The sequence below is a fragment of the Stenotrophomonas lacuserhaii genome (assembly GCF_014836545.1).
In the GTDB taxonomy this organism is placed as follows: Bacteria; Pseudomonadota; Gammaproteobacteria; order Xanthomonadales; family Xanthomonadaceae; genus Stenotrophomonas; species Stenotrophomonas lacuserhaii.
This window is the reverse complement of the sequence record NZ_JACSQS010000003.1, coordinates 142,282-157,516: the sequence shown is the minus strand read 5'-3', so window position 1 is coordinate 157,516 and position 15,235 is coordinate 142,282. Positions and strand designations below refer to the sequence as shown.

The window sequence follows — 15,235 nt, the reverse complement described above, 5'->3', positions numbered from 1 at the left end:
ACACCATGGATCCCATCGACCTCCCTCCCCAACGTGCGGCCGTGCTGGCCTGGCTGCGCCAGTCACTGGCTTCGGGCCAGTCGCCCAGCCTGGCCGACATCGCCGAAGCCTTCGGCTTTGCCTCGCGCAATGCCGCGCAGAAACACGTGCAGGCGCTGGTCGAAGCCGGCCTGCTGGACCAGGCGCCGGGCCGCAAGCGCGGGCTGGCCCTGCCCGGTGGCCCGACCGAGCTGCTGCCGCTGGCGGTGCTGGGCCGGGTGGCGGCCGGCCAGCCGATCGGTGCGGATATCGGCCTGGACCAGCAGCTGTGGCTGGACCGGCGGATGTTCTCCCCGCGCCCGGATTACCTGCTGAAAGTGCAGGGCGATTCGATGATCGACGACGGCATCCTCGATGGTGACCTGGTCGGCGTGCACCGTACCCCCAGCGCCCGCGACGGCCAGACCGTGGTGGCGCGCATCGATGGCGAGCTCACCATCAAACGCCTGCAGCAGACCACCGATGGCGTGCGCCTGCTGCCGCGCAATCCGGCGCATGCGCCGATCGTGGTCGAGGCCGGCCAGGACTTCGCCGTGGAAGGCGTTTACTGCGGCCTGGTCCGGCAGGGCTGAGATGAACACCGCGCCCGAACTGCAGCAGCTGCTGTCCGCCCAGACGCTCTGGCATGCGGGGCGGGGCAGTGCGAAGGAGGGCGTGGAAGGTCAGTCCACCGGGCATCCGGCACTGGATGGATTGCTGCCGCAGCGCGGCTGGCCGCGTCGCGCGCTGACCGAGCTGCTGCTGCCGGCCGATGGCGTGGGCGAACTGCAGCTGCTGCTGCCCACGCTGGCGCGGCTCAGCCAGGCCGGTGCGGCGGTGGCGGTGATCGCCCCGCCCTACCTGCCGTATGCGCCGGCGTGGCAGGCGGCCGGGGTGTCGCTGCAGCATCTGCAGTTGATCGACGCGGCCCCGCGCGATGCGCTGTGGGCGTTCGAACAGTGCCTGCGCAGTGGGGCCTGCGCGGCAGTGCTGGGCTGGCCGAAACAGGCCGATGCCCAGGCGCTGCGCCGGCTGCAGGTGGCCGCAGATACCGGCCAGTGCCTCGGCTTTGCCCTGCGTGACCGCAAGCATGCGGCCAATCCATCGCCGGCTGCGCTGCGCCTGGAGGCGGTGCGTAACGGCCAGGCCACCCAGTGGCAGGTGCGCAAGTGCCGTGGCGGCCCTGCGCCGTCGCAGGCATTCGCGTTGAGGGCAGGGTGAGATACGCCGATGCTCTGGGCCTGTGTACTGCTGCCGCAGCTGGCGCTGGATGCCGTCCTTCGCCGCCACCCTGATCCGGATACGCCGCTGGCGTTGGTCGGCGGGGCGGTGCAGCTGCGCACCCTGCATGCGGTGAATGCCGCCGCCGCGCAGGCGGGGCTGCAGGCCGGCATGCGGCTGACGGCTGCGCTGGCACTGCTGCCGGACTTCCAGATGGTGGAACACGATGCCCAGTCCGATGCGCGCTGGCAGCGCTTCCTGGCTGCCTGGGCATACCGGCACAGCTCGCTGGTGAGCGCGCAGTGGCCGGGCTGCATCGTGCTGGAAGTGCGCGCCAGCTTCCAGCTGCTGGGCCCGTGGCCGGTGCTGCAGGCACGCCTGCGCGAGGAACTGCAGGCACTGGGTTTCCAGCACCGCATCGCGCTGGCGCCGACGCCGCGTGCGGCGATGGTGCTGGCCGGCATCCGCGATGGCCTGGATGTGCAGGACATCGCGGCGATGCAGGCGCTGCTGGACCGCGTTCCGGTGCGCCGTGCGCGGCTGCCCGATGACGGCGGCACGCGGCTGCAGCAGATGGGCATCGGCAGCCTGCAGGCGCTGCGTGCGCTGCCGCGCGATGGCCTGCGCCGGCGCTTCGGATTGCCGCTGCTGGAACACCTGGACCGGCTGTACGGCCAGGCCGATGAGCCGTTGGCCTGGTACGCGCCGCCGGACCATTTCGATTCGCGGGTGGAGCTGGGCTATGAGGTGGAAAACCACATGGCCCTGCTGTTCCCGTTGCGCCGTCTGATCGGCGATCTGTGTACCTGCCTGTCGATCCGCGATGGCGGCGTGCAGCGCTTCGTGCTGCGGTTGGAACACGAAGAAGGCCATACCGACGTGGAGGTGGGCCTGCTGGCCGCCGAACGCGATGCCACGCTGCTGTTCGAGCTCACCCGCAACCGGTTGGAGCGCGCCAGCATCGACCAGCCGGTGGTCGCCGTGCGCCTGCTGGCACGCGAACTGCCGACCTTCGTGCCGGCCAGTCGCGATCTGTTCGATACCCGCAACCAGCAGCAGCTGCCCTGGCCGCAGCTGCGCGAACGGCTGCGTGCGCGGCTCGGTGATGGCTCGGTCTATCGCGTGGGGCCGGCCGGCGACCCGCGCCCGGAGCGTGCGTGGCAGCGCGTGGAAGGCGATGGCATGGCCATTGCCGAAGCCCCGCTGCGTCCGCCGCGTCCGTGTTGGCTGCTGCCCACGCCGGTGCCGTTGCGCGATCCGCGCGCGCGCATCGTGTCCGGTCCGGAGCGGCTGGAAAGCGGTTGGTGGGATGGCCAGGAAGCGCGCCGTGACTATTACGTCCTGGAGACTTCGCAGGGCCAGCAGGCCTGGGCCTTCGCCATGCCGGGCCAGCAGGGCGACTGGATGCTCCACGGCTGGTTCGCATGAGTCGTATCGAAGAACGTGATGATGCCCCGTGCAAGCGCATGCCGCGTGCGTGGGAAACCCGCGAGCGACTGGCCGCGGCCAACGACGATGTACAGCATGAAGACACGCTGCCGGCGTATGCCGAGTTGCACTGCCTGTCTGATTTCTCGTTCCTGCGCGGCGCGGCCAGTGCCGAGGAACTGTTCACACGTGCGCACCAGTGCGGCTACGAAGCCCTGGCGATCACCGATGAGTGCTCGCTGGCCGGGATCGTGCGCGCGCTGGAAGCCTCGCGGGCCACCGGGGTGCCGCTGATCGTCGGCAGCGAGTTCGTGCTGGAGTGCGGGCTGAAGCTGGTGCTGCTGGTGGAGAACCAAAGCGGCTACGTGCGCCTGTGCGAACTGATCACCACCGGGCGGCGTGCGGCAGGCAAGGGCAGTTACCGGCTGGCCCGGCAGGACGTGGAACGGGTGCTGGGCGATGCATCCGGTGAGGGGCTTGGCCTGTTTGCGCTGTGGGTGCCGGGTGCACAGCCTGATGCCTCGCAGGCAGTCTGGATGCAGCAGGTATTCGTGCAGCGCACCTGGCTGGCCGTGCACCTGCACCGCGAACGCGACGATGCCGCACGCCTGGCCCAGCTGCTGGCGCTGGCCACGCAGCTGGGCATCGACGCACTGGCCTGCGGCGACGTACACATGGACGTGCGCCGCCGCCGCGTCCTGCAGGACACCATGACCGCGATCCGCCACGGGCTGCCGCTGGCAGAATGCGGCGCGTTCCTGTTCCGCAATGGCGAACATCACCTGCGCACCCGGCGTGCACTGGGCAACATCCATCCGCATGCGCTGCTGCACACCGCCGTGGTGCTTGCCCGACGCTGCCGGTTCCGGCTTGACGAAGTGCGCTACCAGTATCCGGCCGAGCTGGTGCCCGATGGACATACGCCCAGTAGCTGGCTGCGCGAGCTGACCCTGCGCGGCATGCGCGAGCGCTGGCCGGAAGGCGTGCCGGACGCGGTGGCCATGCAGATCGACAGTGAGCTGGCGCTGATCGCCGACATGAAGTACGAAGCCTTCTTCCTCACCGTGGAAGACATCGTGCGCTTCGCGCGTTCGCGCGACATCCTGTGCCAGGGACGGGGGTCATCGGCGAACTCGGCGGTGTGCTTCGCATTGGGCATCACCGTGGTCAACCCGGCCGAAAGCCGCTTGTTGATGGCGCGCTTCCTGTCCAAGGAACGCGACGAGCCGCCGGACATCGACGTGGACTTCGAACACGAACGACGCGAGGAAGTGCTGCAGTACGTGTATGGAAAATACGGGCGCGAACGCGCGGCGCTGGCCGCCACGGTGATCCGTTACCGGGGGAAAAGTGCAGTGCGCGACGTGGCCAAGGCGTTCGGGCTGCCGTCGGACCAGGTGGCGCTGCTGGCCGAATGCTTCGGTTGGGGCAACGGCGAAACCCCGATGCAGCAGCGACTGGCCGAGGCCGGTTTCGATGCGGAAAATCCACTGCTGCAGCAGGTGATGGCGGTGACCGAGCAGTTGCGCGATCATCCGCGGCATCTGTCCCAGCATGTGGGCGGCTTCGTGATCAACGATGCACCGTTGAGCACGTTGGTGCCGGTGGAGAACGCCGCGATGGCCGACCGCACCATCATCCAGTGGGACAAGGACGATCTGGAAACCATGAAGATGCTCAAGGTCGATTGCCTGGCGCTGGGCATGTTGACCTGCATCCGCAAGGCAGTGGCGCTGATAGAAAAGCATCGCGGCCATCGCATCGACCTGGCTCGCCTGCCGATCGATGATCCCCCCACCTTCGCGATGATCCGGGCGGCCGACACCGTCGGCGTGTTCCAGATTGAATCGCGTGCGCAGATGAGCATGCTCCCGCGCCTGAAGCCCACCACGTTCTACGATCTTGTGATCCAGGTGGCGATCGTGCGGCCCGGGCCGATCCAGGGCGGCATGGTGCATCCGTTCCTGCGCCGCCGCCAGGGCCATGAAGCGGTGACGTACCCGTCCGAGGGCATCCAGGACATCCTCGGAAGTACCTTGGGCATTCCGTTGTTCCAGGAGCAGGTGATGGAGCTGGTGATCCATGCCGGTTACGAGCCGCACGAGGCCGACCACCTGCGCCGCTCGATGGCGGCTTGGCGCAGCGGGGGTGACATGAACCCGCATCGCGAGCGCATCCGCGGATTGATGGAGAAAAAGAACTACAGCTCGGAGTTCATCGATCAGATCTTCGAACAGATCAAGGGCTTTGGTGCCTATGGTTTCCCGCAGAGCCATGCCGCCTCGTTCGCCAAGCTGGTGTACATCAGCTGTTTCCTGAAGCGGCATGAGCCGGCCGCGTTTGCCTGCGCGCTGCTCAATGCGCAGCCGATGGGCTTCTATTCGGCCAGCCAGATCGTGCAGGACGCGCGCCGTGGCAGCGCCGAGCGGGGCGGCGTGGCCGTGCTGCCGGTGGATGTATGCATCAGTGATTGGGACAATACCCTGGAAGGCGGCGATGCCCGCACCCAGCCGGCCATACGGCTGGGGCTGCGGCAGCTGGCCGGCTGCAGCGAAGCGGCCGCGCGGGCGGTGATGGCGGCCCGTGCGCAGGCTCCCTTCGCCGATGTGGCCGACCTGTGCCGCCGTGCGCGGCTGGATGCAAAGGCCCGCCAGGTACTGGCCGATGGCGGGGCACTGGCCGCGCTGGCCGGCAACCGCAATGCCGCGCGCTGGGCGGTGGCCGGCATCGAACGCGCGATGCCGCTGCTGCAGGACAGTCCGGACGAGCAGGACATCGTGCTGCCGGCGCCCAACGTGGCCGAGGAAATGCTGTCCGACTACCGTGCCAGCGGGCTGACCCTGGGTGAGCATCCACTGGCGCTGTTGCGCACGCGGCTGCAGCAGGAGCGCGCGCTGGATTCGCGCCAGCTGCGCGCCACCGCGCATGGGCGCGGCGTGCACACCATCGGGCTGGTGACCCAGCGGCAGAAGCCCGGCACGGCCAACGGCGCAGTGTTCGTCACCCTGGAAGACGAGCACGGCATGGTCAACGTGGTGGTCTGGTCGCACCTGGCGCTGCGCCGGCGCAAGGCGCTGCTGGGGTCGCGGCTGCTGGGAGTACGCGGGCGCTGGGAGTGCGTGGACGGGGTGCGCCACCTGATCGCCGGCGATCTGCACGACTACAGCCACCTGCTGGCCGGCCTGAACGCCCCATCGCGCGACTTCCGGTAGTGACGGCCGCTGGCCGTCAGCAAGGCGGTTGACGGCCAGCGGCCGTCACTACCGGGCGGGGTTGCACCCTACACGCAACAGTCACGGTTTTAGGGTAGGGTGCGCAATCCGTCGGCCCTGCGCCCCGCTGCCCGGGCCCGCCGGATTGTCCTTGGAGGATGCATGAGCAAGTCCGCTTCAGTGGAAACCACCCCCGGTCCGGTGCTGCTGCCGACCCCGGAAGTACAGCAGGCGCAGCACCTGCTCGCCCGCCAGCAGATCGCGGTGGCGATGGAGCGCGCCCGGCGCGCGGCCGACGCCGATATCGCCGAACGCCAGGCCGTACTGTCGCGCTGACCTGCGCGTGATGGAGGCGATGACGGCAACGGTCGTCACCCTCTGATCGAGTCGTCATGCCGTGGCCGCCATGGCACGGCCTGCCCCACTCTCTCAAATGGTAACTGTTATCATTATCATCCATCTTCGGGGGAGTGCGTCGTCGCCTGTCGCGGTTTATCCTGAATGGGGGAAAACCCCGGCGAGACCCTTTCGCGCTCGGCTTACACACAGCGACCTAGACTGAGGCGCAATTTTTTGAATCTACCGGGTGAGCGATTCGTGGGCTCCTGTAATGAGAGAGATCGGTTGCGGGCCCTGAAGCGCGATGTGCGGAACGGGGAAGCGTGGGATGGATCGTGTTGCGCAGGCAGCACGGCAGGCCTGCGCGTTGACGCGAGGTAACCTGGATGACTGAGACCCCCACCCGCGTCCGGCTTGATGCAGGCTTGGCGATGCTGCCCGATGGCGGCTCGCCGCTGCCCATGCCCGAACAGGAACTGCACCGGGGCGAGCTGAAGATCCGCCGCCACCGTACCTCGCCGCGCCTGATCGGGCTGCGCCGTGCCTACCTGTTCGGCGGCACCGCACTGATGACCGCTGCGGCCACCGTGATGATGTGGAGGGTGCTGTCGCCGAACGGGGTCAGCGTGCTGGAGGCCTGCCTGCTGGTGCTGTTCGTGGGCCTGTTCGGCTGGATCGCGCTGGCCTTCGCCAGTGCCGTGGCCGGCTTCCTGACCGCGGTGTTCGATCGCGGCTACCGGCTGGGCATCGACCCGGACGAGCCGCTGCCACAGCTGCATACGCGTACCGCGTTGCTGATGCCCACCTACAACGAAGACCCGCGGCGGCTGCTGGCCGGCCTGCAGGCGATCTACGAATCGGTGGCGGCCACCGGCCAGCTGGCCAACTTTGATTTCTACGTGCTCAGCGATACGCGCCGCGAAGACATCTCGCATGCCGAAGAGCAGGTATTCGCCGAACTGCGCGAAACGCTGGATGCGCACGACCATCTGTTCTATCGCCGGCGCGCCGACAACGGCGGGCGCAAGGCCGGCAACATCGCCGACTGGGTGCGCCGTTTCGGTGGCGACTATCCGCAGATGCTGATCCTGGACGCCGACAGCCTGATGACCGGCGACACCATCGTCCGCCTCGCCGCGGGCATGGAACACAATCCGGACGTGGGCATCATCCAGACTCTGCCGGTGGTGGTCGGCGGCCGCACGCTGTTCTCGCGCATGCAGCAGTTCGGCGGCCGCGTGTACGGCCCGGTGATCGCCCGCGGCGTGGCCTGGTGGCACGGCGCGGAGAGCAATTACTGGGGCCACAACGCGATCATCCGCACCGTGGCCTTCGCCGAGAACGCCGGCCTGCCCGCGCTGCCCGGGCATGAGCCGTTCGGTGGCCACGTGCTCAGCCACGACTTCGTGGAAGCGGCGCTGATGCGTCGCGGTGGCTGGGCCGCGCACATGGTGCCCTACCTGAAAGGCAGCTACGAAGAAGGCCCGCCGACGCTGACCGACATGATGGTACGCGACCGCCGCTGGTGCCAGGGCAACCTGCAGCACGGCAAGATCGTCGGCAGCCGCGGCCTGCACTGGATCAGCCGGGTGCACATGCTGATCGGCATCGGCCACTATTTCACCGCCCCGATGTGGGCCATGCTGATGCTGATCGGCATCGCCATCCCGCTGTTCCAGGAGGGTATCGATCTCAACGGCGTGCTGCACCTTTCGCCCAGCGTCTACTGGCGCACCCAGGACGAAACCCACGTGGTGCGGCTGTTCGCGGTGACCATGGGCGTGCTGCTGATGCCGAAGATCCTCGGCTACCTGGCCACCCTGCTGGAACCGGCCTGCCGTCGCGGCTGTGGCGGGGCGGTGCGGATGTTCATCGCCATGCTGCTGGAAACCGTGCTGGCCGCGCTGATGGCCCCGGTGGTGATGTACGTGCAGTCGCGTGGCGTGGCCGAAGTGCTGGCGGGCAAGGATTCGGGCTGGGATGCCCAGCAGCGCGACGATGGCCGCGTGGACTGGTTCGCACTGGTCAAGGCCTACGGTGGGCTGAGCCTGTTCGGCGCCTTCATGGGCGTGCTGGCCTGGGCGGTTTCGCCCGCGCTGGCGGCCTGGATGGCCCCGGTGGTGATCGGCATGATGCTGTCCATCCCGGTGGTGGCGCTGACCTCTTCGCGCGGTCCGGGCAGCTGGCTGCGCCGGTTGAAGCTGATGGACATCCCGGAAGAACGCGACCCGCCGGACGTGCTGGTGCGTGCCGCGCAGCTGCGCCGCGAAGCGCTGTCGAAGCCGCCGCTGTACTGAGTCGCGCATAATGCGGCTTCGATACAGAGGAGCCGCAACATGCTGCAGACGGTGGAACAGGAAACCGGCGCATCGCCGCAATGGGCAGTCATCTGGCTGCATGGACTGGGTGCGGACGGCAACGACTTCGCCCCGATCGTGCCCGAGCTGGTGCGTCCGGGCTGGCCGGCGCTGCGCTTCGTGTTCCCGCATGCGCCGGTACGTCCGATCACCATCAACAACGGCGTGCCGATGCGCGGCTGGTACGACATCGTCGGCATGGACTTCCGTTCGCGTGCGGACATGGACGGCGTGCGTGCCTCGGTGGTTGAGCTGGATGCGCTGATCCAGCGCGAGATCGACCGTGGCATTGCGGCCGAGCGCATCTTCCTGGCGGGCTTCTCGCAGGGCGGGGCGGTGATCCTGACCGCTGCCCTGCAACGTACCGCACCGCTGGCCGGGCTGATCGCCCTGTCCACCTACCTGCCCGAAGCCGAGACCGCCGCGCGCATCGATGGCGCGGTGCAGGTGCCGGTGTTCATGGCGCACGGCACGCAGGATCCGGTGATTCCGCTGCAGGTGGCCGAACACACCGCCGCCACGCTGCGCACGCTGGGCTTGGAGGTGCAGTGGCAGTCCTATCCGATGGCCCACCAGGTGTGTGGCGAAGAGATCAGCGCACTCGCTGACTGGCTGCATACCCGCCTGCAGGCTGGCTGACCCATGAGCACGCCTGCCGCCACGCCCTGGATGCCCGAACTGTGCCGCCTGCCGCGGCTTGCCGCGATGTGCGGGCTGGCATTGCTGGTGGTGGTGGTGCTGGCGCTGGCGCCGGACGATGGGCGCCACTGGAGCGTGGGCCGGCTGCTGTCGGCGAGTGGTTTTGCGCTGTGGCTGGCGCTGGCGGTCACCGTGGCACTGTGTGGACTGCGCAAGCTGCTTTCGACCCTGCCTGCGCTACCGGGATCGGTGGCAGCCATCGCGCTGACGGCGGTGATCGCGGTCATCGGCGCGGGCATCATCCATGCCCTGTATGCGGCACTCGGTGATGACTTCGCCAACGGCATCGGCTTCTGGCGGTTCACCCTGGGCAGTGCGGCCACCACCGCACTGATCAGCGCGGTGGCGCTGCGCTACTTCTACGTCAGTGACCGCTGGGCGGCGCAGGTGCAGGCGCAGGCCCGTGCCGAGGCCGATGCGCTGCAGGCACGCATCCGCCCGCATTTCCTGTTCAACAGCATGAACCTCATCGCCAGCCTGGTACGGCGCGATGCCGTGGTGGCCGAACGCGCGGTGCTCGACCTGTCCGACCTGTTCCGCGCCGCGTTGGGTGCGGGCGAGGGCGATTCGACGTTGCATGAAGAATGCGAACTGGCCGAGCGCTACCTGTCCATCGAATCGCTGCGACTGGGCGAACGTCTGCAGGTGCGCTGGCAGCGACCTGCCGAACTGCCCTGGCAGCAGCCGATGCCGCGCCTGGTGTTGCAGCCGCTGGTCGAAAACGCGGTGCTGCACGGCATATCGCGATTGCCCGAAGGGGGCCTGATCGAACTGGAGCTGGCCTGCGTGGATGCCGTGCTGCAGATCCTGATCCGCAATCCGGCACCGGACCCCAGCGCACCGGCCTTGTCGCTGTCACGCGGCACCGGACACGCCCTGCACAACATCGCCCACCGGCTGGCCTGGCGCTTCGGTCCGGCCGCGCGGATGACGGCAGGCTGGAGCGGGGGCTACTATGAATGCCGCATCGCCATACCGGTTCGATGAGGGGAGCGCGCCGTGAGGGTAGTGATCGCAGATGACGAACCGCTGGCGCGTGAGCGCCTGCAGTCGCTGCTGGCCGATCTTCCCGATGTTTCCGTGGTGGCTGAAGCGGCCAATGGCGAGCAGGCGCTGCACGCCTGTGCGGAGCTGCAGCCGGACCTGGTGCTGCTGGATATCGCCATGCCCGGGCTGGATGGGCTGGAGACCGCGCGGCATCTTGCGACCTTCGAACCGCGCCCGGCGGTGGTGTTCTGCACCGCCTACGATGCGCATGCGTTGTCGGCCTTTGAAGCGGCGGCGATCGACTACCTGATGAAGCCGGTGCGGCCGGAACGACTGGCGGCAGCGATCGAGCGCGCACGCGTTTTCCTGGCCGGGCGCGGCGACGCGCAGGGCAATGGCGACGGCCGTGCACGCACCGTGTTGTGCGCGCGCCTGCGCGGCGGCCTGCGTCTGATTCCGGTGGAAGACATCCACTATCTGCAGGCCGAGGAAAAGTACGTGGTGGTACACCATGCACGCGGCGAAGACCTGATCGAGGAATCGCTGAAGTCGCTGGAAGAAGAGTTCGCTGCGCGTTTCGTGCGCATCCACCGCAATTGCCTGGTGGCGCGGCACGAGCTGATCGAACTGCGCCGCGGCACGGCCGGGCAGGTGCAGGCGGTACTGCGGCACGGCAAGCAGCCGTTGGAGGTAAGTCGCCGCTGCGTGGCGACGCTGCGGCAGGATCTGCGTCACCTTTAAGAACGTCAACGTCAACGTCAAAAGCTGCAGGGCTGTGTGTTGGCGGGGCGGGGTAGCTGTGCAGGACACGCCGCAAGTACGTCCCTGTAGGCTCGCTTTTCGCATCCATGCGAAAAGACGGTCCTGCACAGCCACCCCGCCCCACCTTCGACAGGTCCATGGCGGCCTTGGACATGCGGCCCTGGTCGCGCCGACCCATGGTCGGCGGAATGTGTCACGTGAACGGATAAAGGGCCGCCGAGCATGGCTCGGCGCTACCGCTTTTCCTTCTTTCATTACGTGGCCGGCGGCTACCGCAACCTGTCACGGTGCCGGGTGGTGGGGCTGGGCGGGGGCGTTGAGCGCCATGGATGGCGCGAAACGAGGCCCGCATGGGTGAGGGCGCTTTGCTTGCGAAGCACCGCTTCGCAAGCGCCCGAACGCACAGCCGCCCAGCGGCTGGGCCGGACCCCGGAGGGGCAGTTTTTGCCGTCCCCCGACCAGCCCCACCCGACCGGCCCAACCCCAGCTGCAGCTTGAAACAGCCGCCCGCCACGAGGGGGTTCCACCCGTTCGCCACCCATTCCGATGCGCGATAATGACCGCATGGATACCCTGCGCATCGCCACCCGCAAGAGCCCGCTCGCCCTCTGGCAGAGCGAATACGTCGCTGACCGGCTTCGCCACGCCCACCCCGGCCTGCATGTCGAACTGATCCCGATGAGCACCCGCGGCGACGAAGTGCTGGACCGCTCACTGGCTGCCATCGGCGGCAAGGGCCTGTTCCTGAAGGAGCTGGAGCTGGCGATGCTGCGTGACGAAGCGGACTGCGCGGTGCATTCGCTGAAGGACGTGCCGATGGAACTCGACGCGCCGTTCGTGTTGCCGGCGATCCTGCCGCGGCATGACCCGGCCGACGGCTTCGTTTCCAATCTGTATGCCTCGCTGGATGCGCTGCCGCTGGGCGCGCGCGTGGGCACCTCCTCGCTGCGTCGGCAGGCCCAGCTGCGCGCGCTGCGCCCGGACCTGGAACTGCTGGACCTGCGCGGCAACGTCAATACCCGCCTGGCCAAGCTGGACAACGGCGGCTACGACGCCATCGTACTGGCCGTGGCGGGACTGGAGCGGCTGGGACTGGGGCAGCGTATCGTGGCACGCCTGCAGCCGCCGCACTGGCTGCCGGCACCGGCGCAGGGGGCGGTGGCCGTGGAATGCGATGGCGGCAATGCCGAGCTGCTGCGCTTGTTCGCGGCGCTGGACGACGCACGCACCCGCAGCTGCGTGGAGGCCGAGCGCGCAATGAATCGCACGTTGCATGGCAGCTGCCATGTGCCGGTGGCGGCGATCGCGCTGTGGCAGGGCGAGGACCTGCACCTGCAGGGGCTGGTCGGTGGCGTGGCCGATGGCACTGCGGTGCGTGCCGAAGCCGTGGGCCCCGGCAATGACCCCGAGGCGCTGGGCAGGACCGTGGCGCAGTTGCTGCTGGATGGCGGGGCAGGCGAACTGCTGGCGGTGTGAGGCTGGGCCGGCGTGCATCACGCTGCCGACTGAAGTCGGCACTACCGGAGATTGTTGGTGCCGACCAAGGTCGGCACTACAGAAGCATCACGCTGCCGACCAAGGTCGGCACGACGTCGCCTTACTTGAACTTGTAGACCACGTTCATGGTGGTCAGCGTGTCGGTCTTCTGCTTGTCGTCGGCCACGTCGCTGTTGTGGCGCGCCTGCCAGGCGGCCTTCAGCGCGAGATGTTCGTTCATGCTCACCGACACGCCGAAATCGTTCTGCGCGAAGGTGTTGTACGAACCGGATTCGACCAGCAGCGTGTTGACCAGGTCGGTGTTGGGGGTCAGCGAATACTTGATGTCGAAGAAGCCACGACCGATCAGCCCGGTGCGGGTCTGATCGTCTTCGGTGCTGTGGGTGCGGCGCACACCGGGGCCGACCTGGGCGTCCAGCGAGAAGCGGTCATTGCCCCACAACCGGGTGCCGTAACCCAGACCGAACGAGCTCTGCCGATCATAGGTGGCGAAATCGTCGCGCTCGTAACGGACCGTGGCGGTGATCTGGCGGTGCTCGCCCAGCTGCAACGCGCTGCCGGCACTGCCGGTGTAGCGGTTGGCGGTGGTGTTGCTGACCTTGCTTTCGGTGCCGTCGTCGTTGGTCTGGATCGATTCCGAACGCGAACGCAGGCCGAACAGGTCCATGCTGTGCACCCAGTCGTCATCGGTGTAGCGCAGGCGCAGGCGACCGTTGGCGCTCTCGGTGGTGCTGTTGCCGCGTGCCGAAGCGAAGCCAAGTTCACCGCCGCTGCCGCTCCAGGGAGAGGTCATCGCCGCCAGTTCGGCGGGGTCCTGGGCGAATGCCGCAGGAGCGGCCAGCAACAACGGAACCAGCAGGGAAACACGCAGGGACATCAGGAATTCTCCGGGGGCGGGGATCGAACGCAGTGCGTGATGATAGCGTTAACCCCTCGCTGCCTCGACCGCAGACGACGCCGCGCTTCAGTCGGCGTTTCTACAAATCCCCATTCAGGACAGGCGAAGCTGCATCTCCGGGCGGCGGGACCTGCAGCGTTGGATCATTCAAGCGGGAATAGCGCAGGGTGATCCGGTAGGGCTGCTGCTTGTTGAAGCCATCGCGCTGGATCTGCCGCGGAAGACCGTCGCCGCCGATCCAGTACTGCAGCGTTTCGCCACTGCCGGCCGGGCCGTCGATCCGGTACACGCGCGTGGCCGTGCCATCGATGTCGGCCGGCCCACCGTCTTCCACCCGCAGGTCCTGCAGGCGCGCTTCAGAGGGCAGCGGGCTGCGCCATTGTTCCAGGGTGCCAGCCGGCAGCGGCACCTGCTGCATGCGGCCCGCCGCCTGCAGGAAGAAGGTGTCGCCGATGATCGTCTGCACGCCGGCCGGTGTCTCCAGCCGATAGCGGTCCGGGGCCACGAAGTCCATCCCGCTGCGGACCACCTGGCCTGCCTGTGCACCATGCAGTGTCATCTCGGCATGGAAGCTGCGCAGGCTGGCGAAACGTCGGCTGGCCTCCAGCACGGCCGACGCCGGGTCCGCCGCCGGCGGTGCCGCCGGGTGCGCGGCATCAGCCAATGGCACGTTGGCCGGCGGTGGGGTGGGTTGTTCGCAACCCGCCAGCAACGCGGTCGCCAGGATCAGGGAACACAGGGGAAGCAGGCGCATGCGGGGCAGGCCGAGGCGTGGGGATCGACACGATAGCCGATCATGGCCGCCACAATGGCCGCGAGTCGGACATAATCGGGGTCATGGACCGATACGAACGCATCACTGCCCTGCATCGTCTGCTCAAGTCTGCCCGCTATCCGGTCACGGTGGCGACGCTGCAGGACAAGCTTGGCTGTTCCCGTGCCACGGTCTACCGCGACCTGGCCTTCCTGCGGGATGCGCTGATGGCACCGATCGAAGGCGACGGCGAGGCGGGCTTCCGCTACATGGCCGATGAAAGCGACCGCTTCGAGCTGCCCGGGCTGTGGCTGAGTTCGGAGGAACTGCACGCGTTGCTGGCCTCCCAGCATCTGCTCGCACGCACCGGTGGTGGGGTGCTGTCCTCGGTGCTGGCCCCGCTGCAGCAGCGCATCGAAGGGCTGTTGGCGGCCCAGGCCGGCGTTTCCAGCTGGCCGGTGGACCGGGTCCGGGTGATTCCGCACCGGGTACGCAAGTTCGACGAAGGCAGCTTCCGCAGCGTGGCGTCGGCGGTGCTGGAACGGCGCCAACTGGCGTTCGAATATCGCGCGCGTTCCACCGACGAGGCCACCCGCCGCACGGTATCCCCCCAGCGCCTGACCCACTACCGCGACAACTGGTACCTGGATGCCTGGGACCACGACCGCGATGCCCTGCGCAGTTTCGCCGTGGACCGCATCAACAAGGCACGGGTGATCGATGCGCCGGCCACCGATGTCGATGACACCGTGCTGGACGCCCAGCTGGGTGCCAGCTATGGCATCTTCTCCGGCGCCCCGAAAGGCTGGGCGACGATCCTGTTCAGCGCCAAGGCCGCCCGATGGGTGGCCGACGAGCACTGGCACGCCAACCAGCAGGGCCGCTACCTGGCCGATGGGCGCTATGAACTGAAGGTGCCCTACAGTGTTTCCCGCGAATTGCTGATGGATGTGCTGCATTACGGTTCCGATGCCGAGATCATCGAACCGGTGATGCTGCGCGAACAGGCCAAGAGCCTGCTCGCCCTGGCCCTCAGCAATTACGAATGACCCTCTCCCCCGAG

General features: G+C 67.9%; 13 protein-coding genes. 11 read left to right on the top strand and 2 right to left on the bottom strand.

All coding sequences use genetic code 11. The annotated features are described in order from the left end of the window. Positions 1–5: 5 nt before the first annotated feature. From lexA to hemC, 10 genes are all read left to right on the top strand, one after another. Positions 6–611, top strand: coding sequence for a transcriptional repressor LexA (lexA, locus tag H9654_RS04905; RefSeq protein ID WP_225211879.1), 606 nt, complete (start codon positions 6–8; stop codon positions 609–611). 1 nt (position 612) lies between these two features. Next, positions 613–1,239 carry a translesion DNA synthesis-associated protein ImuA gene (gene imuA / locus H9654_RS04900; RefSeq protein WP_191769465.1) on the top strand — a complete coding sequence of 209 codons (627 nt, stop codon included), beginning with the start codon at positions 613–615 and terminating at the stop codon, positions 1,237–1,239. Positions 1,240–1,248: 9 nt separating this feature from the next. Further along, on the top strand, positions 1,249–2,667 hold the full coding sequence (locus tag H9654_RS04895) for a Y-family DNA polymerase (RefSeq protein ID WP_191769463.1): 1,419 nt from the start codon (positions 1,249–1,251) through the stop codon (positions 2,665–2,667). Next, positions 2,664–5,879 (top strand): error-prone DNA polymerase, encoded by a 3,216-nt coding sequence (locus tag H9654_RS04890; protein WP_191769461.1) that lies wholly within the window; start codon positions 2,664–2,666, stop codon positions 5,877–5,879. The genes H9654_RS04895 and H9654_RS04890 overlap by 4 nt, the downstream gene beginning before the upstream one ends. Positions 5,880–6,041: 162 nt before the next feature. Next, on the top strand, positions 6,042–6,215 hold the full coding sequence (locus tag H9654_RS04885; RefSeq protein WP_182657727.1) for a hypothetical protein: 174 nt from the start codon (positions 6,042–6,044) through the stop codon (positions 6,213–6,215). A gap of 389 nt (positions 6,216–6,604) precedes the next feature. Beyond that, entirely contained in the window at positions 6,605–8,515 is a 1,911-nt protein-coding gene (mdoH, locus tag H9654_RS04880) for a glucans biosynthesis glucosyltransferase MdoH (protein ID WP_191769459.1), read from the top strand. A gap of 39 nt (positions 8,516–8,554) precedes the next feature. Then, complete coding sequence (locus H9654_RS04875) at positions 8,555–9,214, top strand: alpha/beta hydrolase (RefSeq protein ID WP_191769457.1); 660 nt, start codon at positions 8,555–8,557, stop codon at positions 9,212–9,214. A gap of 3 nt (positions 9,215–9,217) precedes the next feature. Beyond that, positions 9,218–10,261: a sensor histidine kinase gene (locus H9654_RS04870; protein ID WP_191769455.1), complete on the top strand. Its 1,044-nt coding sequence runs from the start codon at positions 9,218–9,220 to the stop codon at positions 10,259–10,261. A gap of 12 nt (positions 10,262–10,273) precedes the next feature. Next, positions 10,274–11,002, top strand: a complete 729-nt coding sequence (locus tag H9654_RS04865; protein ID WP_057507507.1) for a LytR/AlgR family response regulator transcription factor — start codon at positions 10,274–10,276, stop codon at positions 11,000–11,002. A gap of 585 nt (positions 11,003–11,587) precedes the next feature. After that, positions 11,588–12,499, top strand: coding sequence for a hydroxymethylbilane synthase (gene hemC, locus H9654_RS04860; RefSeq protein ID WP_191769453.1), 912 nt, complete (start codon positions 11,588–11,590; stop codon positions 12,497–12,499). Between the two features lie 121 nt (positions 12,500–12,620). Here the strand turns inward: hemC and H9654_RS04855 are convergent, their stop codons facing one another. Then, a complete protein-coding gene (locus tag H9654_RS04855; protein WP_042614557.1) occupies positions 12,621–13,397 on the bottom strand; it encodes a DUF481 domain-containing protein in 777 nt (258 codons plus the stop codon). Positions 13,398–13,497: 100 nt separating this feature from the next. Next, the gene (locus H9654_RS04850) at positions 13,498–14,172 is read right to left on the bottom strand and encodes a lipocalin/fatty-acid binding family protein (protein ID WP_191769451.1); all 675 of its coding nucleotides are present in this window, start codon (positions 14,170–14,172) and stop codon (positions 13,498–13,500) included. Positions 14,173–14,255: 83 nt separating this feature from the next. On the opposite strand from H9654_RS04850, the gene H9654_RS04845 reads away from it, so the two are divergent. Further along, a complete protein-coding gene (locus tag H9654_RS04845) occupies positions 14,256–15,221 on the top strand; it encodes a helix-turn-helix transcriptional regulator (protein WP_101101229.1) in 966 nt (321 codons plus the stop codon). The last annotated feature ends 14 nt before the right edge of the window (positions 15,222–15,235 follow it).

Bases quoted from the DNA above. Each gene is read 5' to 3' on its own strand.
- lexA (WP_225211879.1), top strand. From the start codon at position 6: ATGGATCCCATCGACCTCCCTCCCCAACGTGCGGCCGTGCTGGCCTGG.
- imuA (WP_191769465.1), top strand. From the start codon at position 613: ATGAACACCGCGCCCGAACTGCAGCAGCTGCTGTCCGCCCAGACGCTC.
- H9654_RS04895 (WP_191769463.1), top strand. From the start codon at position 1,249: ATGCTCTGGGCCTGTGTACTGCTGCCGCAGCTGGCGCTGGATGCCGTC.
- H9654_RS04890 (WP_191769461.1), top strand. From the start codon at position 2,664: ATGAGTCGTATCGAAGAACGTGATGATGCCCCGTGCAAGCGCATGCCG.
- H9654_RS04885 (WP_182657727.1), top strand. From the start codon at position 6,042: ATGAGCAAGTCCGCTTCAGTGGAAACCACCCCCGGTCCGGTGCTGCTG.
- mdoH (WP_191769459.1), top strand. From the start codon at position 6,605: ATGACTGAGACCCCCACCCGCGTCCGGCTTGATGCAGGCTTGGCGATG.
- H9654_RS04875 (WP_191769457.1), top strand. From the start codon at position 8,555: ATGCTGCAGACGGTGGAACAGGAAACCGGCGCATCGCCGCAATGGGCA.
- H9654_RS04870 (WP_191769455.1), top strand. From the start codon at position 9,218: ATGAGCACGCCTGCCGCCACGCCCTGGATGCCCGAACTGTGCCGCCTG.
- hemC (WP_191769453.1), top strand. From the start codon at position 11,588: ATGGATACCCTGCGCATCGCCACCCGCAAGAGCCCGCTCGCCCTCTGG.
- H9654_RS04855 (WP_042614557.1), bottom strand. From the start codon at position 13,397: ATGTCCCTGCGTGTTTCCCTGCTGGTTCCGTTGTTGCTGGCCGCTCCT.
- H9654_RS04850 (WP_191769451.1), bottom strand. From the start codon at position 14,172: ATGCGCCTGCTTCCCCTGTGTTCCCTGATCCTGGCGACCGCGTTGCTG.
- H9654_RS04845 (WP_101101229.1), top strand. From the start codon at position 14,256: ATGGACCGATACGAACGCATCACTGCCCTGCATCGTCTGCTCAAGTCT.